At 75.9% G+C, this 24,052-nt stretch carries 18 protein-coding genes; 5 read left to right on the forward strand and 13 right to left on the reverse strand.

Features of this window, described 5'->3' with window-relative positions:
• Positions 1-73: 73 nt before the first annotated feature.
• The 7 genes from cobA to ACFVFR_RS02325 form a co-directional block, all read right to left on the reverse strand.
• Positions 74-1,345: a uroporphyrinogen-III C-methyltransferase gene (gene cobA / locus ACFVFR_RS02295; protein ID WP_383697210.1), complete on the reverse strand. Its 1,272-nt coding sequence runs from the start codon at positions 1,343-1,345 to the stop codon at positions 74-76.
• Positions 1,346-1,515: 170 nt separating this feature from the next.
• The gene (gene cobT / locus ACFVFR_RS02300; protein ID WP_383697406.1) at positions 1,516-5,652 is read right to left on the reverse strand and encodes a nicotinate-nucleotide--dimethylbenzimidazole phosphoribosyltransferase; all 4,137 of its coding nucleotides are present in this window, start codon (positions 5,650-5,652) and stop codon (positions 1,516-1,518) included.
• Between the two features lie 3,691 nt (positions 5,653-9,343).
• Positions 9,344-10,576, reverse strand: a complete 1,233-nt coding sequence (gene cbiE / locus ACFVFR_RS02305) for a precorrin-6y C5,15-methyltransferase (decarboxylating) subunit CbiE (protein WP_383697213.1) — start codon at positions 10,574-10,576, stop codon at positions 9,344-9,346.
• Between the two features lie 214 nt (positions 10,577-10,790).
• The gene (locus ACFVFR_RS02310) at positions 10,791-11,429 is read right to left on the reverse strand and encodes a GNAT family N-acetyltransferase (RefSeq protein WP_383697216.1); all 639 of its coding nucleotides are present in this window, start codon (positions 11,427-11,429) and stop codon (positions 10,791-10,793) included.
• Positions 11,430-11,572: 143 nt separating this feature from the next.
• On the reverse strand, positions 11,573-12,418 hold the full coding sequence (locus ACFVFR_RS02315) for a MetQ/NlpA family ABC transporter substrate-binding protein (RefSeq protein WP_383697219.1): 846 nt from the start codon (positions 12,416-12,418) through the stop codon (positions 11,573-11,575).
• Positions 12,419-12,593: 175 nt separating this feature from the next.
• Positions 12,594-13,463 carry a methionine ABC transporter permease gene (locus ACFVFR_RS02320; RefSeq protein WP_383697221.1) on the reverse strand — a complete coding sequence of 290 codons (870 nt, stop codon included), beginning with the start codon at positions 13,461-13,463 and terminating at the stop codon, positions 12,594-12,596.
• Positions 13,460-14,530, reverse strand: a complete 1,071-nt coding sequence (locus tag ACFVFR_RS02325) for a methionine ABC transporter ATP-binding protein (RefSeq protein WP_383697224.1) — start codon at positions 14,528-14,530, stop codon at positions 13,460-13,462. Before ACFVFR_RS02325 ends, ACFVFR_RS02320 begins: the two co-directional genes overlap by 4 nt.
• A gap of 375 nt (positions 14,531-14,905) precedes the next feature.
• On the opposite strand from ACFVFR_RS02325, the gene ACFVFR_RS02330 reads away from it, so the two are divergent.
• The 3 genes from ACFVFR_RS02330 to ACFVFR_RS02340 all read left to right on the forward strand — a co-directional run bounded on the left by ACFVFR_RS02330 (position 14,906) and on the right by ACFVFR_RS02340 (position 16,158).
• Positions 14,906-15,085, forward strand: a complete 180-nt coding sequence (locus tag ACFVFR_RS02330; protein WP_383697226.1) for a hypothetical protein — start codon at positions 14,906-14,908, stop codon at positions 15,083-15,085.
• 178 nt (positions 15,086-15,263) lie between these two features.
• Complete coding sequence (locus tag ACFVFR_RS02335; protein WP_383697230.1) at positions 15,264-15,632, forward strand: hypothetical protein; 369 nt, start codon at positions 15,264-15,266, stop codon at positions 15,630-15,632.
• Entirely contained in the window at positions 15,625-16,158 is a 534-nt protein-coding gene (locus tag ACFVFR_RS02340) for a hypothetical protein (protein ID WP_383697232.1), read from the forward strand. Before ACFVFR_RS02335 ends, ACFVFR_RS02340 begins: the two co-directional genes overlap by 8 nt.
• Positions 16,159-16,165: 7 nt before the next feature.
• Here ACFVFR_RS02340 and ACFVFR_RS02345 read toward each other — a convergent pair whose 3' ends face one another.
• The 4 genes from ACFVFR_RS02345 to ACFVFR_RS02360 all read right to left on the reverse strand — a co-directional run bounded on the left by ACFVFR_RS02345 (position 16,166) and on the right by ACFVFR_RS02360 (position 20,250).
• Entirely contained in the window at positions 16,166-17,269 is a 1,104-nt protein-coding gene (locus ACFVFR_RS02345) for a hypothetical protein (RefSeq protein ID WP_383697234.1), read from the reverse strand.
• Positions 17,270-17,538: 269 nt separating this feature from the next.
• A complete protein-coding gene (locus ACFVFR_RS02350; RefSeq protein ID WP_383697408.1) occupies positions 17,539-18,114 on the reverse strand; it encodes a GNAT family N-acetyltransferase in 576 nt (191 codons plus the stop codon).
• Positions 18,115-18,156: 42 nt separating this feature from the next.
• The gene (locus tag ACFVFR_RS02355) at positions 18,157-18,726 is read right to left on the reverse strand and encodes a sigma-70 family RNA polymerase sigma factor (RefSeq protein WP_383697237.1); all 570 of its coding nucleotides are present in this window, start codon (positions 18,724-18,726) and stop codon (positions 18,157-18,159) included.
• Positions 18,727-19,098: 372 nt separating this feature from the next.
• Complete coding sequence (locus ACFVFR_RS02360; RefSeq protein WP_383697239.1) at positions 19,099-20,250, reverse strand: glycerophosphodiester phosphodiesterase; 1,152 nt, start codon at positions 20,248-20,250, stop codon at positions 19,099-19,101.
• A gap of 257 nt (positions 20,251-20,507) precedes the next feature.
• Here ACFVFR_RS02360 and ACFVFR_RS02365 point away from each other — a divergent pair, with 257 nt between their 5' ends.
• Both ACFVFR_RS02365 and ACFVFR_RS02370 read left to right on the forward strand, forming a co-directional pair.
• Complete coding sequence (locus ACFVFR_RS02365) at positions 20,508-21,176, forward strand: lysophospholipid acyltransferase family protein (protein WP_383697242.1); 669 nt, start codon at positions 20,508-20,510, stop codon at positions 21,174-21,176.
• A 193-nt stretch (positions 21,177-21,369) separates the two neighbouring features.
• Positions 21,370-21,546 carry a hypothetical protein gene (locus tag ACFVFR_RS02370; RefSeq protein WP_383697245.1) on the forward strand — a complete coding sequence of 59 codons (177 nt, stop codon included), beginning with the start codon at positions 21,370-21,372 and terminating at the stop codon, positions 21,544-21,546.
• A 73-nt stretch (positions 21,547-21,619) separates the two neighbouring features.
• Here the strand turns inward: ACFVFR_RS02370 and ACFVFR_RS02375 are convergent, their stop codons facing one another.
• Together ACFVFR_RS02375 and ACFVFR_RS02380 are read right to left on the reverse strand one after the other, a co-directional pair.
• A complete protein-coding gene (locus tag ACFVFR_RS02375) occupies positions 21,620-23,236 on the reverse strand; it encodes an MFS transporter (protein WP_383697248.1) in 1,617 nt (538 codons plus the stop codon).
• Positions 23,236-23,781 carry a TetR/AcrR family transcriptional regulator gene (locus ACFVFR_RS02380; protein WP_383697251.1) on the reverse strand — a complete coding sequence of 182 codons (546 nt, stop codon included), beginning with the start codon at positions 23,779-23,781 and terminating at the stop codon, positions 23,236-23,238. The genes ACFVFR_RS02375 and ACFVFR_RS02380 overlap by 1 nt, the downstream gene beginning before the upstream one ends.
• Positions 23,782-24,052 lie beyond the last annotated feature (271 nt).

Consider the following 24,052-nt stretch of genomic DNA (forward strand, 5'->3'; position numbering starts at 1 on the left):
GGCGGGGCGCGTCCGGCCGGGCGGCGGGCCGGGGCCGCCACGAGGGAGCGGGCCGGCGCGGGCGTCCGGTCGGCTACGGCTGGCGCTTGGGGCCGACGGTGACCACGTCCCCGATGACGATGACGGCCGGCGGGCGGACGCCCTCGGCCCTGGCCCGTTCGCCGACGGTGCCCAGGGTGGCGTCCACGCGGCGCTGGGCGGCGGTGGTGCCCTCCTGGACGATGGCGACCGGGGTGTCGGCGGCGCGGCCGTGACCGACCAGGGCGGCGGCGATGGCGCCGATCTTCTCGACGGCCATCAGCAGGACCAGGGTGCCGCGGAGCTGGGCCAGCGCCGCCCAGTCCACCAGCGAGCGCGGGTCGTCGGGGGCGACGTGGCCGCTGACGACGGTGAACTCGTGCGCCACGCCCCGGTGGGTGACGGGTATGCCGGCCGCGCCGGGAACGCTGATGGAGCTGGAGATGCCGGGCACCACCGTGCACGGAATCCCCGCCTCCGCGAGCGCCTCGGCCTCCTCCATGCCCCGCCCGAAGACGAACGGGTCGCCGCCCTTGAGCCGGACGACGGCCTTGCCCGCCCTGGCGTGGTCGATCAGCGCCTGGTTGATGGCCTCCTGGGCCATGAACCTGCCGTAGGGGATCTTCGCGGCGTCGATCACCTCGACGTGCGGGGGCAGCTCGTCCAGCAGGTCGCGGGGGCCGAGCCGGTCGGCGATGACCACGTCGGCCGAGGCCAGCAGGCGCCGACCGCGCACGGTGATCAGGTCGGGGTCGCCGGGGCCGCCGCCGACCAGCGCCACCCCGGGCAGCGGCGACGCGGCGGAGCCCGCCGGGCCCGTCCCGGTCGCCTGGTCGGCGCCGGTGGGGCGGTGGGGCGGGGCGCTCAGCGTGCCGTCGCGCAGGCCCTCGACGATCGCGTCCCGCAGGGCGGCCGAGCGCCGCGGGTCGCGACCGGTGAGGACGGCCACGGTGACGCCGTCGCCACGCCCGGTGGCCGGGGTCCAGGCGGTGGCCGCCTCGGCGTCGTCGCTGCGTACGCACCACACGCGGCGGGACTCGGCCTCGGCGGACACGGCGGCGTTGGCCCGCGCGTCGTTGGTGGCCACCAGCACGTACCAGGCGTCGGCCAGGTCGCCGTCCCGGTAGCGGCGGCGCTCCCAGCGGATCTCGCCGCCGTCGGCCATGGCCTCGACGGAGGGCGTGGCCGACGACGAGATGAGGACGATGTCCGCGCCCGCCGCGATGAGCGCCGGCAGGCGGCGCTGCGCGACCTGGCCGCCGCCGATGACGACGACGCGCCGTCCGCTCAGGCGCAGCCCTACGGGGTAGGCGGGGTTCTCGGACATGACGCTACGGCTCCTCGTACGGCGGACGGCGCCGCTACTGCACCGGAGCGGCTGGTGGGGATGGGCGCGGGCCCTGCGGACACCTTACGGGGGGCGGCGGGTGACCGCGTGGGGGGCGACGGGGCGGGCCTGTGGCGGGCGGGCCGGGCGGCCCGCCCGCCCGCCACGGGTCAGTTCTTCTCCGTCACGCCCGCCGCGTCGAACGTCGCCACCTCGTGCATGGCCCGCGCGGCGCTCTGCACCACCGGCAGGGCCAGCAGCGCGCCGGTGCCCTCGCCGAGTCGCAGGTCGAGGTCGACCAGGGGACGCAGGCCCAGCTTGGTCAGGGCCGCCACGTGGCCGGGCTCCGCGCTGCGGTGCCCGGCGATGCACGCCGCCAGCGCCTCCGGGGCGATCGCCCGCGCGACCAGGGCCGCGGCGCCGGCGCTGACGCCGTCCAGGATGACGGGCGTACGCAGCGAGGCGCCGCCGAGCAGGAAGCCGACGAGCGCGGCGTGCTCCAGGCCGCCGACCGCCGAGAGCACCCCGATCGGGTCGGCGGGGTCCGGCTGGTGCAGCTCCAGGGCGCGGCGTACGACGTCGACCTTGCGGGACAGCGTCTCGTCGTTGATGCCCGTGCCGCGACCGGTGATCTCGGCCGGGTCCGCGCCGGTGTAGACGGCGATCAGCGCGGCGGACGCGGTGGTGTTGGCGATGCCCATCTCACCGGTGAGCAGCGCCTTGTTGCCCGCGGCGACCAGGTCCCGGGCCGTCTCGATGCCCACCTCGATGGCGCGCAGCGCGTCCTCGCGGGACATGGCGGGCCCGACGGTGAAGTCGGCCGTGCCCGGCAGCACGTTGCGCGGCAACAGCCCCGGGGTGCTGGGCAGTTCGGAGGCGACGCCCACGTCCACGACGCAGACCTCGGCGCCGACCTGGTTGGCGAAGGCGTTGCACACCGCGCCCCCGGCCAGGAAGTTGGCCACCATCTGGCCCGTGACCTCCTGCGGCCAGGCCGTGACGCCCTGGGCGTGCACGCCGTGGTCCCCCGCGAAGATCGCCACGGCGGCGGGCTCGGGGATCGGCGGCGGGCACTTGCGCGACAGGCCGCACAGCTGCGCGGAGATGATCTCCAGCATGCCGAGCGCGCCCGACGGTTTGGTCATCCGCTTCTGCCGCTCCCACGCCTCGCCGAGCGCCTTGGCGTCCAGCGGGCGGATGCCGCGCAGCGTCTCCTGGAGCAGGTCGTGCGGCTGCTCACCGGGCAGCGCGCGGCGGCCGTAGGACTCCTCGTGGACCACCCACGACAGCGGGCGGCGCTTGGACCAACCGGCCTGCGACAGCTCGGGCTCGGCCGGGAACTCGTCGACGTAGCCGACGCACAGGTACGCGACGACCTCCAGGTGCTCGGGCAGGTCCAGGGCGCGCACCATCTCACGCTCGTCGAAGAAGCTCACCCACCCCACGCCGAGTCCCTCGGCGCGTGCCGCGAGCCACAGGTTCTCCACCGCGAGCGCGGAGGAGTACGGCGCCATCTGCGGCTGGGTGTGCCGGCCCAGGGTGTGCCGGCCGCCACGGGTGGGGTCGGCGGTGACGACGATGTTGACCGGAGTGTCGAGGATCGCCTCGATCTTCAGTTCCTTGAACTGCTTGGCCCGCGCCTTCGGCAGCGACTTGGCGTACGCCTCGCGCTGGCGCTGGGCCAACTCGTGCATCGTGCGCCGGGTTTCGGCCGACCTGATGACGACGAAGTCCCACGGCTGGGAGTGGCCGACGCTGGGCGCGGTGTGCGCGGCCTCCAGGACGCGCAGCAGCACCTCGTGCGGGATCGGGTCCGGGCGGAAGCCGTTGCGGATGTCCCGGCGCTCGCGCATCACCCGGTGGACGGCGGCGCGCTCGGCCTCGTCGTACCCCTCGGCGGCGGGCCGCCGCGCGACGTCGGCCTCGGCTGCCTCGGCGTTCTCCTGGCCGGCGGCCGTCGCGCCCGCGCTCACGGCGGTCGGGTCGGGGTGCGCGAGGGACGCGGCCAGGTGCGCCGGCGGCGGGGTGGCGGCCCGCGCGTCGTTGGCCGTGCCGTTCGTCGGAGCGGGGGATGCCACGGGGCCGTTCGGGACGGGCGTGGCCGGGACCGGCTCGGTCGGCGTGATGGTGGCCGGCTCGGTCTGGATGGCGGTGGCCGGCTCGGGTGGGGTGGTGCTGGTGGACGACTCGGGCGCCGGGGCCGGCTGCGCGGCGCCGGGTGAGGCGTCGGTGTCGGGAGTGGGCGCGGAGGCGTCGCCGGACGTGGCGGCGCGGGCGGCGGGGATGCCACCGGTCGCGGTGGCCGGCGCCGCCCCGGCGGGGGCGGGCGCGGTGGGAGCGCTGGCGAGCGTGTCGGACGTCGCGCCGTCGGCTGGCGCCCCGGCCTCGGTCGGGGCGGCCTGCGGCTGCGCGGCGGCGGGGACCTCGCGTGTCCCCTGGGCGGCCGGGGTCGACTCGACCGTCGGGGCGCTCGCGGTAGCCGTCGCGGGGACGGGAGCGGCGACGGGCTGCCCGTCGGCCGGGGCCCCCGCCGGGTCGGGGGCCGCGCCAGGGGCGTTGGCCGCGTTCGCCGCGTCACCGGCGTTGGCCGGGGCGTCGGTGGTGGGCGTGTTGTTGGCCTCGCCCGTGGCGCTGTCGGCGTTGGCCGTGTCGCCGGTGGTGGCGGCGGTCGCCGCGTCGCCGGCGGCGGGGGTGGCAGCGGTCTCAGGGGTGTTGGGGTTCACGGTGGTACGGGCGTTCTCGGGAGTGTCGGCGCTCGCCTCGGTGCCGGAGTGGCCGGCGTTCTCCGAGGCGCCTCGCTGGTCGGTGGGGGTCGCGGGCTGGGTCGCGTGCATGGGTTGTGCTCCGTCCGTGGCACCCGGTGTCGCGGAGTCCGCGGGCGTGGCGCTATTCGGCGTCTGGCCCCGCGCCGGCGATGCTCCGGCGCTCGTGGTCGGCGCGTCGGTCGGCGTCGCCTCGGTCGGCTCCGTGCCGGGGCCGTCGGCCACAGCCTGGGTGGTCTCTGTCGTCGTCGCCACGGCCGGAACGGGGCGCGGGGCGGCGGCTGCCGCCTGGTTCGCGGTCGCCACGGCCCCGTCGGTGGCGGTGTCCCCGCCCGGCGCGGTCGGCTGGCCGCTGGCCTGCTGATCCGTGGTCGGCTGACCGACGGTCGCCTGGTCGGCGGGCTGACCGGAAGTCGACTGACCCGTCGGGCGCTGCTGGGCGGTGGGCTGAGGCGGCGTCACCGCCGCTCGCGGCTGGTCGGGGGCGGGCTGGTCCACCGGGGCGGCGGGCTCGGCGCCCTCCGATCCGGCGATCGCGGGCCCGGAGGCCGCTGACGCGGCGGCGGACGCCGGTGCGACGGCGGACGGCGTTCCGGGGGCCGGTGTCCCGGGGGTGGCTGGAGTGGCCGGCGCGGGGGTGGTCTCGGCGGGGTCGGCGGGGCTCTGCCCGGTGGCCGACGCGTCGTTCGCCGGAACCTCGCCCTGGGCCCGCTGTCGCGCTGGTCGCTGGGCCTGGGGCTCGCTCGCCACCGGCGGTTCGCCCGGTACTCCCGTCGCCGGCGCCTCGTGGCCGGGCGCGGCCTTGGCTGGCGCGGCCTCCGCGGTAGCGGTCGCGGCTACCGGCGCCCCGCTCTGGGGGGTGGCCCCGTCGGCCGGCTGGCCCGTGCCGTCTCCGGCCGGGCTCTGAGCGCTGCCGTCCTGCGCCGCCTGCCCCGACGGTGCGCCGTCCTGGGTGGGCTCGGTGACCTGCTTCGGCTCGTCGGGGCGCGGGTCCGGGGTGCCCGGGGCTTCCCGTACGACCGACGCGGCGGCCCGCTCCGGCTGGCCCGACGGCTCGGGCTGCTCCGGCGACCGGCCGGCCGTCCGTGCGGGTGGCGTCACGGTCGGCGCGGGCGCCGCCGTCGGCGCGGCGGTGGGCCCGGCCGCCTGGGCCGTACCGGCCGCCGCCGAACCCGGTGCGGGCCGCGCCCCTTCGGGTTCCGTCGCTTCGGGTTCGGTCACGGTCGCCACGGGCTCGGCCGGCTCCGCGTCCGGTACGGCCTGGGCGGGCGCGCCCTCGGTCGGCGTGCCCTGTGCGGTGTCGGGCGTGGCGGGCTGGCCCGTGGTGCCGTCGGGACCGGGGGTCCCGGTCTCGGCGGTGGTCTGGACCGGTACGGGCACCTGCTGCCGCGTCACGGCCGGGTCGCCCTGTTCCACGGGCCCGGCCTCGGCCGCCGGCGCGGCCTCACCAGTGGTGGTGGCCGGGGTAGCGGTGTCCGGGGCGGCGGTGGCCGGCTGCGCGGGTGGTACGTCGGCGGGTGCGGCTGCCGGGCCGGTGGCGGGCACGGCTGTCGCGTCGGTGGCGGGGGCTGCCGCTCCGTCGGTGCCGGGCGTGGCCGTCGCGTCGGCACCCGGCCGTGACTGACTGGCGGCGGGCGCGCCGCCGGCCACCGCGCGTCGTGGCTTGGCCGTGGCCCGGCCCTTGCCCGCCTGCTTGGCCTGCGGCGCGGGCTTGGCCGGGGCGGCGCTCGTCGGAGCGGGCGCGGTCTGCGGCGCCGGCGTGGTGCTCGCCGCCGCCACGGCCTCCTTCGCGGCGGGCGCGGCCTGCGCGGCGGCGTCAGCGGAGGCCGGCGCGGCGGTGGTCCGTGTCGCGGCCTGCGCGGCGGCGTCGGCCGGCGCGGCCTTGGCGACGTCCTGCGACGCGGCGGTGGCCTGGGGGTCGCCGGCGGGCTGCGGGAGGGCGGCGGCCGGGGCCGCGCCGTCGGCTACCGGCTGCGCCCCGGCGGGCGCGCCAGACTCGGGCTGGGGTGCGTGGTCGGCAGGCAGTGGTGCGTCCTGTTCGGGCGGTACGGGCTGTGCGGAGTGCTCTGGCCGCGGCGTCGCGGCGGCCGGCGTCTTGGCCGGCTGGCCCGCGCTGGTCGCGGTGCCACGCCGGCGCCCCGAACCGGTCGCGGAAGCCTCCCGCGCCGTCGTCGGCGCACCCGCCACCGTGGGCGGGGTCGCGGCGGAATCCGTGGCCGGGGCGTCGGTGGCGTTCGCGGCACTCGCCGGAGGCGAAGCCTCGGTCGGGGCCTGGGCGTTCGCCGCGTCCGTCGGCGCTGGGGCGTTCGCCGCGTCCGGGGCAGCCGCCGGAGTCGCCGGCGCCGGTCCGTCGGCAGGCGCGGCCGGCGCGGAGGCTGGCGCTGGCCCCCCGGCCGGGGCCGAGGCTTCCGGCAGAGCCGGGGCTTGCGCCGGGGCCGAGGCACCGGCCGGGTGCGGAACGTCGGCCGGGGGCGCCGTGTTCGACGTGCCCGCCCCGCTCGGGGCGCCCTTGGGGGCGGCCTGGTGGGACGTACCCGCCGCGTGCGAACCCTCGGGCGCGTGCGCGGCCTTCGCCGCGTTCGGGTCCACGGCGTCGGCCGGGGTCGTCGCGTTCGCCTCGCCGGACTGGTGCGGGGTGCTCGCCCCCTCGGCCGGGGCGGCGGCGTTCGAGGCGGTCGTCTCGTCCACGGCGCTCGGGCCGTCGCTCGGGGGCGCGGGAGTCGCGGCACCCGTCGGGTTGGCCACGGGCGCGTCGGCGGTCGCGGCGGTGGGGGCGCCCGTCGGGTCCGAGCCGTTCGGGGCGGTGGTGGCGGGAAGCGGTGCCGCGGGGGCCGAGTTCGCAGCGGTCGCGGAGGCGGACTCGGGCCCGGCCGGCTGGTTCGGCCGCCCGGTCGGGGACTGCTGTGTGGTCGCCGTCGGCTCGGGTGCGGGCTCCGACGTCGCCGGACCATCCGCCCCGGCGGGCGCGGGCTGCGCGCCGGCGCGCGTGATCCCGCCCGTACCCGCGTCGGCGTGACCGTCGGCGTCGACGGGCACCGGCACGCCCGGCCCGGCGGCGGCCTTGGCCGTCGTGGGCGCCTCCGTCGGCCGCGCGTCGGCGGTCGTCGACCGGCCGCCGGCCTTCGCGGCGGACTGCCGTGCCGTGGGGGCCTGCTCTTCGGGGGTGGGGGTGACCTTGCGCCGGCGGCCCGTGCCCGAGGGAACGGCGCTCGCGTCGGTGGGGGTCGGTACGTCCTCGGCCGGAGCCGCGCGCCGGGGGCGGCGGCGCGTGCCACGCGCCCCGCTCGCCGGCTGCGCACCAGCTTCCTCCCGCGCGCCCCCCGCCGGGGCGGTCTCGGCCGCCACGGGCTGCTGGGAACCGCCCGGCGGCGTCGCACCGGCCTGGTCACCGGTCGGCGTCGCGGGATCACCGGGAACGGCCTGGGCAACCCCGCTCGGGTCCGTCGGCCGCGCGGCGGGGGCGGTCGCGGCGGCGGCCCGCGGGGGACCCGCGTCCTGGCCGTCGCGTACGTTCCGGGCGGCGCGGGCGTCCTGAGCGTCGACCGCGTCCCGGGGCTGACCGCCCGTCATCCGCTGGTCGTGGGCGGTCGCGGGGTGGGTCGACCGTTCCCCCGTCGTGCTGGCGGGCCCCGGTGCGATGCCGGGCGGCGCGGCCGGTGGCACGGCGGCGTTCGTCGCCGGCGGGTGCGCGGCGGTCGGCTGGTGCTGTGGGGGTGTCGCCGCCTCGGCGACTATCGCCGCGCCGGGAGCCGCCGCCGGGTTGCCACCCGTCGAGGGCGTCGCCGCGTCAGGTCGCGGCTGGCTCTCCGGTCGCTGCCAGGCCGCGCCCTGGTCGGGAGCCGCGGGCCGCCCGTCCTGGGGCGGCGCCGGAGTCCCGGGACCGGGCGACTGGGCGGGGGCCGCCCGCCCGGGCGTCGGAGCGCCCGATCGCCCGGCGGTCGGCGCGCTCGCGCCCTGGGCCGCCGGCGGTACGGGCTGACCCGGTGCGGGAGTTCGCGTGGCGTCGGCGGCGGTGCCGGCCGGCGGTGTCGGCGCGGCGGCGGGCAACGGGCCGGCCGTCGGCGGGGCGACCGGGGGGCGGCCCACGACGCGCGGCGCCTCGTAGCGCGGCTGTCGGGGGCGCTGCGGGGGCGCGGCCTGTCGCGGGGCGGGCACGGCGGCGGGCCCGGCCTGACCCTCGACGCCGGTCGGCGCCGGTGGGGGCGGGGTGTCCTGTCGCGCGGCGGGAGTTGACGGGCGGCCGACCGTTTCTGCTGGGGCGCTCGCGGCGTGCGGGGTCGCGGTGGTGTCGGCGGCGGGCTGGGGCTGGGCGGGCCAGGGCTCGGCGCGGCGCGGGCCGGCCGGGGGCGCCTCGGCCGGGAGCGCGACACCGGGGCCGGCCGTCGCGTCGAGGTACTCGGGCCCGCCGGTGGGCGGGCCGGCCGGGGCGTGCGCCTGGGTGTGCGGGCCGCCGGCGGGCCCCCGGTCGGCGAGCGAGCGGACGACGCCGCCGGTCGGCTCGGGCAGCGGCGATCCGGCGTGCGGGGGGCGGGGGGACGGCCGCCCCTGCGGGGCGGGTTGGGCCTGCGGCAGCGGCCCACCGGGGGCGCCGGGCTGAGCGTCGCGGACCTCGTCGTAGGCCAGCGAACCGGTGTCCCGGCCGCCGTTCTCGTGCGCGCCCGCCGCGATCGGCTGCTCCGCCGCCGGCGCGGGCTGGCCCGCGTGGGCCGGTGGCGCCACGGGTGCCGTGGGTGGCTGGGCCTGGCGGTAGCGCGGTTGTTGTTCCGCCCACGCCCCTTGCGCCCCGGGCATCAGCAGCAGATCATCGTCTTCACCGTGTTCGCCCTGGTCCATGGCGTCGGGGTGGTCCTCGTGTTCGTCGGCGTCGAAGGAGTAGGCCACGGCCGTCGGTCGGCCCGGCTGGCCGGGTGGGTTGCCTGGCGCGACGTCGGCGGTGGCGCGAGCGTCCGCTGAGCGCGGCTGCCCGGACGGTCCGCCTGCGGTCCCCGGCAGTCCCTCGCCCGGGATCTGGCCGGTGTCGGTCATGCGTACCCCTCGCCCATCGCTCCGTGCTCCTTCCAACCGCTTTCAAGCAAGAACGAGCGTCCGCGCTGTGCGGCACGTGGCACGTCCCCCCGTCCGGTCGTACCGCGAACCCCACCCGGTGGGATGCGCCCAGGTCACGGGCGCGGAGGCGACCCGTACCGGACGGCAGTACGAACGGTCCGCCAGCCTACCTCGGGCCCGCTGGCGGGGCTCACGGGTGGGGCCGGTGCCCGCAGATCAGGAACGCGACCGCCCGGTCGCGTTCCGACCAGGCCCGGGTGTCCATCTCCATCGACTGGATGAGCACGCACTCCACGCCGTACCCCGCGTCCGAGAGGGCTCTGCTGATGGCTTCCGCCTGGTCACGGGTGGCGGCGTGGGTGACGATGCGCTCGGGGCGGCGGGCCGCGCACGCGGCGGCGACGGCCGCTCCCCCGCCGCCGATACGGACCACGTCCGGCTCCGGAAGGTCTTCGAGCACCTGCGGCGCCGTGCCGTGTACCACCTGGAGTTGCACCTGAAACCGTCGCCCGACCGCTGTGATCCGGCCACAGGCGTCGGCGTCCTGGTCCACCGCGATAACCGCGGCGCCGAACCGCGCCGCCTCGACCGAGGCGGCCCCGCTGCCCGCGCCGATGTCCCAGACCAGGTCACCCACGCGCGGCCCCAGCCGGGCGAGTTGGCCGGCCCGTAGCCAGCGCGCCTCGCCCTCGCCCCGGTCGGCCGGGGCACCGTAGGCGGAGCTCGGCAGGGCCCAGCCCCGGATGGCCGGCGGGTAGCCGGGGTCGCGGCCGGCGATCCAGCTCCCGCTCTGGGGGCCGGTCGGGGTGGTGACCTGGCCAGCCCCGCCGATGACGATGACGACGTTCGGATCGCGCCAGGTGTGGTCGGCGACCTTGTCCGAGGTGAGGACGGTCATCCGCTCCCGCTCGGTGCCCAGTGCCTCGCAGATGACGAACGTGCGGTGTACGGGCCCCAGCAGCAGGGCCAGTTCGGCGGGCCCGGCACCGGGTGAGGTGAGGACGGCGACCTTGGGGTGGGCCCGGCAGACGTTGACCGCCCGGCGCAGGTCGCGGCTGTGGGCGCTGACGACCTGGGCGTCGTCCCAGGGCATGCCCGCGCGGGCGAAGGCGGTGGCGACGGCCGAGACGGCGGGCATCACCTCGACCTCCAGGCCGTGTTCGGGGGCGCGCAGCGCCCGGACGACGCCGAAGAAGCCCGGGTCGCCGTCGGCCAGGACGACCGGCGAGCCCCGGTGGCCGGCGATGCGCCGGGCGGCCAGGTCGATGCTGCCGAGCCGGACGCGCTCGGCGCCGGGCGGCACCTCCGGCAGGGCCAGGTGGTGGGCGGCGCCCGCGACCAGCGTGGCGGCGCCGACGGCCGAGCGGGCCGCGTCCGTCAGGGGGGAGCCGTCCCATCCGATCACCGTGACGCGGTCGGCCATCGTGAAAGTCTCCTGGGCTGTGATCACGGGCCCCGCGGGACGTGGGGTGGGCAGTCGCGCGGGGTGGGCGTGGACTGGGGTGGTGCGGGACGGGTGGTCGAACCCGGGCGGCCGGCACTACGGGGCCGATGGCGACCCGGTGTGCGGGAACACCGTGAGCGTACCCCCGGCGAGCCCGCCACGGTGGGGCGGGCCGCTCGGCGCCGACCGCCGCTCAGCGCCAACTGGCCGACGTGGCGTACCCGGAGCCGTCGGTGAGCTGGCCGGGGCCGCCGTCCAGGTCCTCGGGGAGCAGGCTCCACACGATCAGGTCGGTACGGATGTCCGCCAGGCCGCCGTCCTCGGTACGCGAGCGCGCTATCCACGCGTTACGCAGCACGCCCTCGCTGATACAGCCGATCTTCTGGGCGACCTGTTGGGCGGCGGTGTTGTCGGCGGCGGTGCGCAGTTCCAGGCGCTCGAACTTCTGGGCCCGGAAGAGCCAGTCGGCGACGGCGAGCACGGACTCGCTGGCGTACCCCTCGCCCCTGGCCCAGGGGGCGGTGACGTAGGCGATCTCGGTGGACAGGGTGCGCCAGTCGGTGTGGAAGAGGGTGACGACGCCCACCAGGCGCTGGGTCAGGAACTCGGAGACGCCGAAGACGATGCCCCGCCCCTGCGCGCGCTCGCCCGGTGCGCGTCGGGTGATCCAGTCGCGGGCCTGCTCCGGGGTGTAGGGGTGGGCCACGGTGGTCCAGGCCACGATGTGCTCGTCGTTCATCATCTCGGTCAGCGGGAGGACGTCGGCACGCTCCAAGGGGCGCAGCTCCAGCCGGTCCGTACTGATGGATACGTCCGGAAAGGTGCGTGTCATGCGCTGCTCCAACGCGGAGATGTGTGTGTGCCCGGGACCGTCTGAATGCACAAGCATGCAGCATGCGGCCACTCATGTGCCAAGCGCGACGGCCCCGCGCCCGCCGGAGCGGGACGCGGGGCCGAGGTCGCCGCGGGCGCGAATCAGGCGCTCGGGGTGCCGAACGCCGGGATGACGGCGCCCTCGTACTTGTCCTCGATGAACTTCTTGACCTCGGGCGAGTTCAGGAGCTTGGCCAGCTTCTTGACTCGCGGGTCGTCCTCGTTGCCCTTCTTGACGGCGAGGAAGTTCGCGTACGGGTTGTTCTCGGCCTTCTCCAGCGCCAGGGCGTCCGTGGCCGGCTTGAGCTTGGCGCCGATGGCGAAGTTGCCGTTGATGATCGCGGCGTCCACGTCCTTGATACGGGCCGGGATCTGCGGGGCCTCCAGCTCGACGAGCTTGAGGCCCTTCTTGTCCTTGACGTCCTTGAGGGTGGCGTCGCTGCCCACGCCCGGCTTGAGCTCGATCAGCCCGTTGTCGGCGAGCAGCTTGAGCGCGCGGCCCTCGTTGGTGACGTCGTTGGGCAGCGCGATCGAGTCGCCCGAACCCAGGTCGGTGAGCTTCTCGACCTTCTTGGAGTACAGGCCCAGCGGCTCGATCTGGACGTTGATGACCGGCACGACGTGGGTGCCGTTCTTCTTGTTGAACTCGTCCAGGAAGGGCTTGTGCTGGAAGAAGTTCGCGCCCACCTCACCGCTCTCGGTGGCGGTGTTGGGGAGGTTGTAGTCGTTGAACTCCTTCACCTCCAGCTTCAGACCCTCCTTCTTCGCCAGGTTGTCCTTGACGAACTTGAGGATGTCGCCGTGCGGGGTGGGGCTGGCCGCGACGATCAGCGGCGAGTCCTTGTCCCCGTCGTCCTTGGAGTCGGAGGGCGCGCTGCACGCGCTGAGGGCCAGGGCAGCGGCGGCGGCGACCGCGGCGGCGGCGGTGAGCTTGATGGTGTTGCGCACGAAGAGTGCCTCTTTCTGTTTTCCGGTCCGCTCGCTCGCGCGAGTGGTGCGCCCGGCAAAGGGTCCGGGCTGGTGGGGACGGGGACGGGGAAAGCGGGTGGGGCGCGCGGCGGTCAGCCGGTCCGCGCACGGGCCGGGGCGGCGGGCCCGCTGGCGGGCCGCGCCGGGGGCGCGCTCATCGCGCGGCTCCGGCCTCGGGCTCCGCCTCGGCCGTGGCGGCCCGCGCGGGCACCGGGTCGGCCGGGGCGGCGGCCGGCGTCGCGGGCGGGGCCGGTGCGTCGCTCTCGACGCTCTTGCCGAGGGCGACCCGGTCCTCGACGGGCGCCGTGGTGGCGGCCCGACGTGAGCGGGGCAGTCGCAGCCAGCTCGCACCGGCGGGGATCGTGCCGGTGCGACGGCCGATGACGCGGACCGCCACGTCACCGATGAACTGCACGATGGTGACGACGACGACCAGCAGGATGACGGTGACCAGCATCAGCCGGTCGTCCGAGCGCTGGTAGCCGTTGACGATCGCCAGGTTGCCGAGCCCGCCACCGCCGACCGCGCCCGCCATCGCCGAGTAGCTGATGAGGGTGATGACGGTGGTGGTCAGGCCCGCGATCAGGGACGGCAGCGCCTGCGGCAGCAGCACCTTGAAGACGATGGTCCAGGTGCCGCCGCCCATCGCCTGGACGGCCTCCACCAGCCCGCTGTCCACCTCGCGGATCGCGGTCTCCACGAGCCGGGCGAAGAAGGGGATGGCGCCGATCGCCAGCGCGACCACCGCGGCGGTGGGCCCGATGGAGGTGCCGACGACGAAGCGGCTGAAGGGGATCAGCGCGACGATGAGGATGATGAACGGCAGCGAGCGGCCGATGTTGACCACGGCGCCGACGGTCTTGTTGACGACGACGTTCTGCAGCTGACCGCCACGGTCGGTGAGCACGAGGAGCACGCCCAGCGGCAGCCCGCCCAGCACGGCGTAGACGGTGGACCACCACACCATGAACAGGGTGTCCATGCTGGCGTCGTTGAGCGCGGGCCACATCTCGGACCAGGTCACTTGGCACCCTCCTCGGCCGGGGCGGCGGACTGCGCGGGGACCGCCGTCGCGGGGGACGCCGCGCCCTCGGGCGCGACCTCGACGTGCAGGCCCTGCTCGCGCAGGAAGCCGATCGGCACCACATTCTCCTCGTACGAGCCGGGCAGTTCGATACGCATCCGGCCGACCTGTCGGCCACCGATGGTGTCCATCGCCGCCCCCAGGATCGAGATGTCGATGTTGTACGTGCGGGCGAGCTGCGAGATCACCGGTTGGCTGGTGGCCTCGCCGAGGAAGGTCACGTCCACGACGGTGCGGCCGGCACCGGTGGCGCCGCCGCCGACGGGGAAGAGCTCGCGCGCCAGCTCGGAGCCGGGGGTGGCGAGCACCTCGGAGACGGTGCCGGTCTCCACGACCCGGCCGCCCTTCATCAGCGCCGCCGAGTCGCAGACGGTCTTGACGACGTCCATCTCGTGCGTGATGAGCAGGACGGTCAGGCCGAGCTGCTGGTTGAGGTCGCGCAGGAGCTGGAGGATCGAGCGGGTGGTCTCCGGGTCGAGCGCGGAGGTCGCCTCATCGGAGAGCAGCACCTTGGGGTCGCCGGCCAGCGCGCGGGCGATGCCGACGCGCTGCTTCTGTCCGCCGGAGAGCTGCGCCGGATAGGACCTGGCCTTGTCGGCGAGGCCGACGAGGCCGAGCAGCTCGACCGCCTTGCGGGAGCGCTCCTTGCCGGACACGCCGAGGATCTCCAGGGGGAGTTCGACGTTGCCCTGCACGGTGCGCGAGGAGAGCAGGTTGAAGTGCTGGAAGACCATGCCGATGCGGCTACGGGCCTGGCGCAGCGCGGAGTTGGCGCGCTGGCCGTTGCCGGCGAGCGCGGTCAGGTCCTGGCCGGCCACGGTGACCGTGCCGGAGCTGGGACGCTCCAGGAGGTTCACGCAGCGGATGAGGGTGGACTTCCCGGCGCCGCTCTGACCGACGACACCGAACACCTCGCCCTCTCGGACGTGCAGATCGACGCCGTCGAGTGCGGTGACCTCGCGGCCTCGTGAGCGGTAGACCTTCGTCAGGCCCGTGGTGGTGATCACAGGGGGTTTCCGTCACTGTCGAGTGCGCGGCGGATGGAGTGCCGGCACGGGGCATTCATTGCGGAACACGGCATACGGAGTTCTCCGGCGGGAGCGGTCATCACTGTCCGGCTCCGGCTTCGGCGACGCGGGGCGCGTCGTGCGACGTACGCGGTGCGTACGGACACGCTGCGGCACACGGTCTCGCTTCGGGGCGCGAGGCTCCGGCAGGGGCCCTCAGCGGTCACACATTCGACACATACAACGAGCACCGGGCGTCATGTTCGCCTCGGTCGCTGTGGCGCGGCTGCTCGTGGTGGTCATGCGAGCAAGTAAACCAGACACGCTCGTGGCTCGATCAAGCCTGTCCGAATGGCGGACCGCTCCGATCAAGGCGTGGACAGCTCGCGATCATGGCCGCTCGCCGATGATCAACTCTACACCGCCCAGCCCGACCTGCATGGATACGTACGGAAGATCCCTTATCACGGCGTCTGCCACAAGATCGCCCACCGGGACGGTGTGGGCAAGGCCACGGCCGGCGGCTCCGCCTCGCGGCTCCTCCCGGCCGCCTGACGGTGGCGCCGGGACGCCGCGGCCGGGGCGTACGGCGGGGTCGGGGGCGCTCGGAGGACGGCCGGACGGCGACAGGGGGTGCGGGCCCGGGCCGGGGGCCGGGCGATTACAGTCCTCGCATGGCTGTCAATCCCTGTGTGTGCCCCCGTCGCGCGCGCGCCGGCGAGCGGAGGTGCCGGTGTTCGACGCGCTGACATGGGCGGTCAGTCTGACCGCCCTGGCTCTCGCCGCGTGGTGCGGCCACGCCGCCTACCGCGACCAGCCGACCAAGGACTGGCACTTCATCGGCATGGCCGTGGTGACGGTGCTCGCCCTGGCCCAGCTCGTGATCGGCGTCGTGCGGCTGACGCGGGGGGACGAGCCCGGCGGCAGCACGACCGTCTTCGTGGCGTACCTGATCGGTGCCGCGTGCGCGGTTCCCGCCGTCGGCTTCATGTCGCTGACCGAGCGCACCCGTTGGGGCTCGGTGACCGTAGCCGCGGGCGCGGTGGTGCTCGCGGTGCTTGAGGTGCGGCTGTGGGACGTGTGGGGAGGCGGTCATGCCTGAGTCCGAGTCCCCCGAGGCGGCGGGGCCCGAGCCCCGGGCCGCCGGGCCACGGAAGGCGGAGACGGCGCGGGGCGCGGCCGGCGGCGCGGACGCCGACCCGGGCCGGCAGGGCCGACGGCTGGCGATCGGCGAGGGCCCGGGGCGGCTGCTGGTCCTGGTGTACGGGGTGTTCACCGTCGCCGCCGCCTCCCGCTCGATCTACCAGCTCATCGCCCAGTACGAGGAGGCCCCGCTGGCCTACGTGCTCTCGGCCCTCTCCGCGCTGGTGTACGCGTTCATCACGGTCTCGCTGGTACGCGGTGGCGAGGGAGCCCGCCGGGCCGCCCTGCTGTGCTGCGCGGCCGAGCTGGTCGGAGTGCTGGTCGTGGGCACCTGGACGCTGGTGGAACCCTCCGCCTTCCCCGACGCGACCGTGTGGTCGGACTACGGGATGGGCTACCTCTTCATCCCGATCTTCCTCCCGGTGACCGGCCTGCTCTGGCTCCGCCGGGCCCACCGCGCGGCAGCCACGCCCGAGGCGGGGTAGGGCCCGCTCACCTCGGGATGTCCTGGGCGCGGGCCGTGAAGAGCACGGCGTGCCACAGCGCGCGAGTGGCCCGCGCCTCGCGCGGGGTGGGGCGCTCGACGACGGCCAGCGCGCTGTGCGCCGCCCGGTACGCGGCGTGTGCCTCGGCTCGCCGGCCGGCCACGAGCAGACAGTCGGCCAGCAGCTGTCGACCGCCGTCCCCCACCTCCGCACAGGCCGTCGTCTCGCGCGGGCGGCGGGCCGCGTCGCGCAGGCCCGGCAGCGCCTCCAGCGAGGTCCGCGTCAGGGCCTCGGCCCGCGCCACCTCGCCGTTCATCAGGTGGTACTCCGCCAGGCGCTGACGCGTCCGGGCCAGCTCGCACCGGGCGGCGAAGCCGGGGCGGCCGGCGAGCCGCCCGGCCGCCGCGGCGTACCCGATCTCGTACAGGTCGCGGGCCCGCTCCAGTTGGCCGACGTCCGCGCACAGCTGGGCTCCGGTGCAGGCCGCGGCGTGCCTGAGCGCGTCGTGGGGCAGCCAGTCGACCGTCCGGGTCACGGCGTGGGCGAGCGGCTCCGCGAGGAACAGGTGGCGGTACCACTTGGCCAGCCGCCAGGTCGCGCGCACCGCGCCGGCGGGGGCGTCCGGGCGCTGCAGCGCGTCGTCGAGCGTCTGCCGCGAGCGTTCGAGGCGGCGCGCCTCCCCGGCGCTGACGTGCCCGGCGACCGACCGGGCGGCGGTACGCAGCCGGGCCACCGCCTCGCTGGTCGGGCCCCGGTAGCGGCAGGCCACGGCGATGGACTCGGCCCACGGCTCGCGGCGCAGCCGGTAGGCGGACGCGCTGGCCGCCAGCAGTTCCAGATAGCCCACGCGCAGGTCGAGCCAGGCGTCGTCGCAACGGGCCAGGGACCGGTCGGCCGCGCTCATCGCGTCGGCCACCCGGGTCAGGGTCGCGCGGTCGGCTCCCTCGCGGGCCAGTTCGGCGGCCGAGAGGGCCGCCCGCCGGGCACTGGCGTAGGCGCGTAAGGCCGCCTCGTCGTCCACGGCCTCGGGCGCGCCGGGGCCCTCGGGGGGCGGTGGCGTATCGGGGGCGTTGGCCGGGCCGGCCGTGTCGAAGGGCTGGTCGGATCGCATTCCACTCCCCCTGCCTGGGTGTCACGTGGCACGTGCGCGGGTGCGGCCTCGGGCCCGGCCCACGGCCCGGCTCCGCTGCGCGGCAGGCTCAGGGTACCGGCGCCGGCACGCGGATTCACGCCCTCGACGCCGGCCCGCCGACGGGGTGTCGGCGGGCCGGCGTCGGGCGCTCGGGGCGGGTTCCGGGGCGCCCGGCGTCGGGTTCGGGGCCCAGGACGCCGGCGCCCACGTACGCCGGTACCGGGCGCCCCGGTCTCACGCGTCGGGGTTCACGCGCTGGCGGCGAAGGCCGCCGCCGCGGCCCGCTTCTCCAGCGTGACCAGACTCAGCGAGCGGCTGACCCGCTCGGTGCCGATCTGCGCGTAGCCGCACTTGCGGTACAGCCGCAGGTTGCCCTCGCTGCGGTGGCCGGTGCTCAGCCGGTACCGCATAGCCCGCTCGGCCGCCAGGCGGCCCTCGATGGCGGCCAGCAGCCGGCCGCCGAGGCCGTGTCGCCGCATGCGCGGGTGGACGATCAGCCCGGCGAGCGCGGCGGTGCCGTCCTCGTGCACGGCGCCCCGTACCGAACCGACGACCTCCTCGCCGAGCCGGGCCACCAGCACCCAGCCGTCGCCCAGCTCGGCACGGAGGTCGTCGAGGGTCTGGGTCAGCGGCTCGATGGAGTAGTCGCCGTACAGCTCGGCCTCGCTCTGGTAGCAGAGGTACTGGAGCTTGAGGATCTGCTCGGCGTCCTGCTCGCTCGCCGGAGAGATGGTCACGCTCATGCCCATGTGCGCATGCCTCCTCTGTGAGTGCTCCGGCCGCGGTGAGGGTGACGGCGCGGCGGAGCGTGAGTGCCCTGACAGGAGTCGCCGCGGGGAAGGCGTCGTCTCCGTGGCGCCGATTGTCTATCGCTCCATTCCCCGGGGTTCAGGAGCGGCAACCTCCGCCAGCAGCATTCTGCGCAGGCTTCCAAGGCAACGGGAACGTACCGGCCCCAGACTCCCCTGTGAGATTCCCAACTCACCGGCGATTTCACGGTAGGTCGCGTCCGCGCTCGACATCATGGCGAGCAGCACGCTCGGGCACCTGCCCGGTAAGCGGCGCACCGCCGCGCGGACCCGGTGCGACTCGGTGGCGGCCAGCGCCGTTTCCTCGGTGTCCGGCGCGTCCGCGTGGGCCGGTACGTCGTCGATGGCGGCGTAGGGCACCTCGTGGCGGACCCGTCGCCGCGCGCCCCTGGCCTCGGCCCGCACCGCCGCGCGCAGCCAGCCCGCCCAGCCGGCGCGGCGCACCGGTGGGCCGCCGGCCTCCGCCCGCTCCAGCAGCCGTACCCACACCCCCTGTTCGAGGTCGGCGGGGTCGAGCCCGGCCCCGGGCGCCTCGGCCGCCGCCTCCGCCACCAGCAGGGGCCCCAGCGCCGCCAGCAACAGCTCGCCGCTCCACCCCTCCCGCGCGCCGGCGCCGGCGGTGGGCACGCCGGCAGCCGACGCGGCGCGGACGGGGATGGCGGGAGCGGGGGTGGCGGGAGGTCGCGGGGCGGTGCGCGTCGGGGTGGCGGACGGGAGTGGGCCGGCGTCGCGGTGGGGGGTGGGAGCGTGGGGGTTCATGTCGCGCTAGACAGCGCCCCGCCCGCCCCCGGTTGCCGCCCTCACGCCACGTCACCCGACCGGGCTCGACGCCGTCCCCGATGTTGACGGACCACGAACAGCGTGCTCCGGCCCGGTGGCTGGTCCAGCCCACCGGCCCGGAGCACGCGGGAGCCGCCGCCTCCTCCCCCGTCGCGGCGGCCCGCGCCCCGCGCCGGGTCAGCCTCCCCCCGAATAGAGGCTGACCCGGTGCGCGGGCGGCTACTTGCCGACGAAGTCGGCGCGGGCCAGCAGCGCCGTGTCGGGGTTGTCGGAGAAGATCCCGTCGATGCCGGTGGCGAAGTACGCCTTGAGGGCGCCGAAGGCGTCGCCGTACGCGGCGGGGTCGGTGCCCTTGCGGAAGTCCAGCGGCAGGAAGGTGTTCTCGTTGCGCAGCGTGTACGGGTGCACGAGCAGCTTCCTGGCGTGCGCGTCGCGCACCAGGGTGGTGGGCGTGCCGAGCTTGCCGCTCGTCTCGCGCGGGATGACCAGCGACAGGTCCGGGCCGATGCCGCGCGCGAAGCGGGCGATCCAGGCCAGGCCCTTCGGGGTGACCAGGTCGGCCACGGTGCGCGGGTCGCCCGACTCGACGAAGTCGTAGGGGCGCGAGGACGGCGAGGAGAGCAGCACCACGCCGGGGCAGTTCACCAGCTTGCTCAGCCGCTCGATGCTGGTGGGCTCGAAGGACTGGAGGAAGTTGGGCGAGTTGTGCCGGTGGCGGCCGTACGCGCGCAGCAGCTTGGCCAGGCGCGGCTCCAGCGCCAGGCCGATGGTGCGGAAGTAGGTGGGGTGCTTGGTCTCGATGTGCAGCCAGACGCGGCGCCCGCGACGCCGGCCCTCGCGCTCGGCCCACTCCAGCACCTCGGCGAAGGTGGGCACCTCCCAGCGGCCGTCGTAGAGCGTGTTCTGCTGGCGGGTGCCGGGGATGCGCTCGGTGGCGCGCAGGGTCTTGAGCTCGGCGAGCGTGAAGTCCTCGGTGAACCAGCCGGTGAGCTTGGTGCCGTCCACCGTCTTGGTCGTCTTGCGGTCCGCGAACTCCGGGTGGCGCGCGACGTCGGTGGTGCCGGTGATGTCGTTCTCGTGCCGGCACACCAGGTGCCCGTCCTTGGTCGGCACCAGGTCCTGCTCGATGACGTGGGCGCCCATGTCGAGGGCGAGCTGGTAGGAGCCCAGGGTGTGCTCGGGGCGGTAGCCGCTGGCCCCCCGGTGGGCGACGACCGTGGGAACCGGCAGGTCGTGCTGGCCGGACGGACCCCCTCCGGGCCCCCGGCCGGCGGCGGTGGCCGCGCCGGTGCCCGACCACACCATCGCTCCGGCGCCGATGGCCGCGGCCCCCAGTAGGGTGCGTCGTCCGGGCCGCTGCTCCTGCTCCATGCCTACTCCTCGTCTCGCCTGTGCGGGGGGCTGATCGTAGGCGTGCGCGTCTTGCGTGGCGGAGACATCGGGCCCAACGGCGCGCGAACAGCCGTCAACCTCGCGCACCGGGGCCCCGAGCCCGGTGTGCGCACAGGCGGTACCCGCGAGTATCGTCCTCACCTGCGCGGGTGTCCGGCGGGCCGGTGGGCCCGGCCGACACCCGGCGGGGTGCGCACCACGCGCCACGTTCCGACCACCACCGACCGGAGGGTCCGTTGTCCCGCATCGTGCTGAAGGCGATTCTCGGAGTGCTCATGCGCGTCCTGTTCCGCCCGAAGGTGGAGGGGGCGGAGCGCGTTCCCGGCGACGGTCCGGTGATCCTGGCCGGCAACCACGTCACCTTCATCGACTCGATGTTCGTCAGCCTGATCGTCAAGCGCCCGGTGTACTTCATCGGCAAGGACGAGTACGTGACCGGCAAGGGGCTCAAGGGCCGGCTGATGGCCTGGTTCTTCCGTACCAGCGGCATGATCCCGGTGGACCGCGACGGCGGTCACGGTGGCGTCGCGGCGCTGATGACCGGCCGCCGCGTGCTGGAGGAGGGCAAGGTCTTCGCGATCTACCCCGAGGGCACCCGTTCGCCCGACGGCCGCCTGTACCGGGGGCGTACCGGTGTCGCCCGTCTGGCGCTGATGACGGGGGCCGCCGTCGTCCCGTTCGCGATGATCGGTACCGACAAGGTGCAGCCCGGCGGCAAGGGCCGCCCGCACATCGCGCCGGTGACCGTCCGCTTCGGCGAGCCGCTGGACTTCTCCCGCTACGACGGCATGGAGCGCGACCGCTACGTGCTGCGCGCCCTGACCGACGAGGTCATGAGCGAGGTCATGCGCCTCTCGGGCCAGGAGTACGTGGACGTGTACGCGACCAAGGTCCGGGCCGCCTGACCGGCTCTTCCTCCGCTTGATCCCCCCACCGCCGCCCGCCAGTCGAGTGATACTGGCGGGCGACGTGCGTGGGTCGCGCGCCTGCTGAGGAGGCGTGGCGCGGGGAGGGAACCGGTGGCCGGGGACCCGCGACGCATCGGCCCGTTCCACGGGGACCGCCGCCCAGCGCCTGGTGCGGCGGGCGGGCCGCGACGTGCTCAACCCCCGTCTGCTGGACTGGTGTGCGAAGTTGGCCAAGGAGCGCGTCGGCGACGCCATCGGCGAGCTGCTGAGCGGCGCGCTCAGCCCCGCCGAGGCCGTCCGCGCCATCCAGCGGGCGGCCGACGTGGTGGCGAAGGACGCCACCACACACCGTCGCCGCCATGCCTGACGCCGTTGCCCGCCCGGCGCGCGCCGGGCGGGCGACGAACACGGGTCGGGCGGGCGACGAGCGCCGACCGGGCCTACGCGCCGGGCTCCCGCTGACTGTCGCGCGGGGCGCGGGTGGTCGCCCCGGCCAGCGTCTCGGCCTCGGCGGCGGTGTTCGCCAGGCGTTGGCCACGCAGCAGGAACCAGGCGACGACGGCCGTGGCCAGCAGCACGGCGGCCCCCACCGCCGCCGCGATCCGCAGCCCGTCCACGAACGCCTCCTGCGCCGCGCTCAGCAGGGCCTCCCCCTGGCCGGACGGGAGGTCGCGGGTGGCCTCGACGGCGCCGCCGAGCGACTCGTGGGCCTCGGACGCCGCCCCGTGGGGTGTGCCGGCCGGGGTCGCGAAGTCGCGGTAGACGCCGGTGACGATGGAGCCGAGCAGCGCGATACCGAGCGCGGCGCCCAGCTCGTAGGCGGTCTCGGAGACCGCCGACGCGGCGCCGGCCTGGTCGCCGGGCACGCTGGAGAGGATGACGTCGGCGGTGACCGTGAAGGAGAAGCCGGCCCCCACGCCCACCACCAGCAGCACCGTGCCCAGCAGCGGGTAGCCGGTGTTGGTGTCCAGCCAGGACAGCGCGGCCAGGGCCAGACCGACGGCCGCCAGGCCGCCGGAGACCACGATGCGGACCGAGAACCGGCGCGCGACCACCCCGGCGACCAGGCCGGCGGAGACCGCGCCGACCGCGGCCGGCAGCTCGGCCAGGCCGGCCTCCAGCGGCTGCCGGTCCTGGACGAGCTGGAGGAACTGGGACAGGAAGAAGACCAGCCCGGACAGGCCGAGGATGGTCAGCAGGTCGGCCAGGACCGCCCCGGAGAAGCCCCGGTGGTGGAAGAGGCGCATGTCGAGCAGCGGCGAGGGCAGCGTGAGCTGGCGACGGACGAACCAGGTCAGGGCCAGTACGCCGACCACGCCCGCGACGGCGACGTCCCAGCCCATGCCGTGCGAGGCCGCCTCCTTGATGGTGTAGACGACACCGATGACCCCGACCAGGGACAGCCCCACGCTGGGCAGGTCCCAGGGGCCGGGCGAGGGGTCGCGCGACTCGGGCAGCAGCCGGATGCCGACCAGCACGAGCACGGCCATCACCGGCAGGTTGATCAGGAAGACCGACCCCCACCAGAAGTGCTCCAGGAGGAAGCCGCCCACCACCGGCCCGATCGCCGCGCCGGCCGAGGCCGTCGCGCCCCAGATGCCGACGGCCAGGCTGCGCTCGCGCGGGTCGTCGAAGAGGTTGCGGATCAGCGCCAGGGTGGCGGGCATCAGCGTGGCGCCCGCGACACCGAGCAGCGCCCGCGCCACGATCATCATTTCCGGGCTGGTGGCGTACGCGTTGAGTACGGAGATCGCGCCGAAGGCGACCGAGCCGATCAGCAGCAGCTTCTTACGGCCAATCCGGTCACCGAGGCTGCCCATGGAGACGAGCAGGCCGGCGATCACGAACGAGTAGACGTCGCCGATCCACAGCAACTGGGTGCCCGAGGGGCGCAGGTCCTCGCTGAGGAAGGGGGTGGCCAGGCCGAGGACCGTGGCGTCCACGGCGACCAGCAGCACCGCCAGCACCAGCACGGCCAGCGCGAGCCAGCGTCCGGGCCGTGGCGTCTGTGTACTGGAGTGGGCCCCGGAGCCCGTTGTCGCTATCCGACCGCTCATTACTCCATGCTCCGTCGCACGCCGCCCAGCAGCAGCTCGGCGATCATTTCTTCCGTGTCCTTGGGCGCTATCCGGCCCGCGTGCGCGGCCCAGGCCGCGGCCCCGATCAGGCCGTACAGGGCCTCGGTGCACCACGCGGCGGTGAGGTCCACACGGAACTCGCCGCGCTCCTGGCCCCGCCGGAACAGATCGGTCATGCGGGCGTCCAGCCGGTCCCAGCCCTCGTAGACCTCGCCTTCGAAGAGCTGGTTCTCGGTGGTCAGGAAGGCCAGCAGGGCGGCCTCGGGCTTGATGTGGGCGATCAGTCGGCGCAGGGCGTCCGTCGCGGCGCCCTCCTCGATGGCGGCGGCGTCCAACGCCGCCTCGAAGCGCGCTATCCCCAGCTCTTCCAACGCCTTGACCAGCGCGTCCCGCCCAGCGAAGTGCCGGTGCAGCGTGGCGCGGCTGATCCCGGCCGCCTTGGCGATCTCGTCCATGGAGGCGGTCGCCTTGCGGGTCAGCAGGGTCGCCGCCGCGCGCAGCACCTGGCTTCGGTCCACCGTCATGAGACGACCATACGTCATTTGAGACAGCAACGTCTCACGGCGGGGAGAGGGCCGCCCGGGGCCGGTGCGGTGCGCGTACGGTCCGGTGGGGCCACGCGGCGGGAGTCACGCGGGGAGGCACGAAGGGCCCGCGCGCGGCGTTCACGTGCGGGGCCTTTCGCGCGCGGGCGCGTACGGGTTCACGGGGACGCGGGGGCGGGCGTGCGGCGGGGGGCTGGTGCGAGCGTCGCGGGGGGGTGGGAACGCCGGAGGCCGGGCGGGCCCGTGGGGA

Source organism: Streptomyces sp. NPDC057702, from assembly GCF_042799315.1.
In the GTDB taxonomy this organism is placed as follows: domain Bacteria; phylum Actinomycetota; class Actinomycetes; order Streptomycetales; family Streptomycetaceae; genus Streptomyces.

Bases quoted from the DNA above. Each gene is read 5' to 3' on its own strand.
- cbiE (WP_383697213.1), bottom strand. From the start codon at position 10,576: ATGGCCGACCGCGTCACGGTGATCGGATGGGACGGCTCCCCCCTGACG.
- cobA (WP_383697210.1), bottom strand. From the start codon at position 1,345: ATGTCCGAGAACCCCGCCTACCCCGTAGGGCTGCGCCTGAGCGGACGG.
- ACFVFR_RS02380 (WP_383697251.1), bottom strand. From the start codon at position 23,781: ATGACGGTGGACCGAAGCCAGGTGCTGCGCGCGGCGGCGACCCTGCTG.
- ACFVFR_RS02340 (WP_383697232.1), top strand. From the start codon at position 15,625: ATGCCTGAGTCCGAGTCCCCCGAGGCGGCGGGGCCCGAGCCCCGGGCC.
- ACFVFR_RS02310 (WP_383697216.1), bottom strand. From the start codon at position 11,429: ATGACACGCACCTTTCCGGACGTATCCATCAGTACGGACCGGCTGGAG.
- ACFVFR_RS02375 (WP_383697248.1), bottom strand. From the start codon at position 23,236: ATGAGCGGTCGGATAGCGACAACGGGCTCCGGGGCCCACTCCAGTACA.
- ACFVFR_RS02360 (WP_383697239.1), bottom strand. From the start codon at position 20,250: ATGGAGCAGGAGCAGCGGCCCGGACGACGCACCCTACTGGGGGCCGCG.
- ACFVFR_RS02345 (WP_383697234.1), bottom strand. From the start codon at position 17,269: ATGCGATCCGACCAGCCCTTCGACACGGCCGGCCCGGCCAACGCCCCC.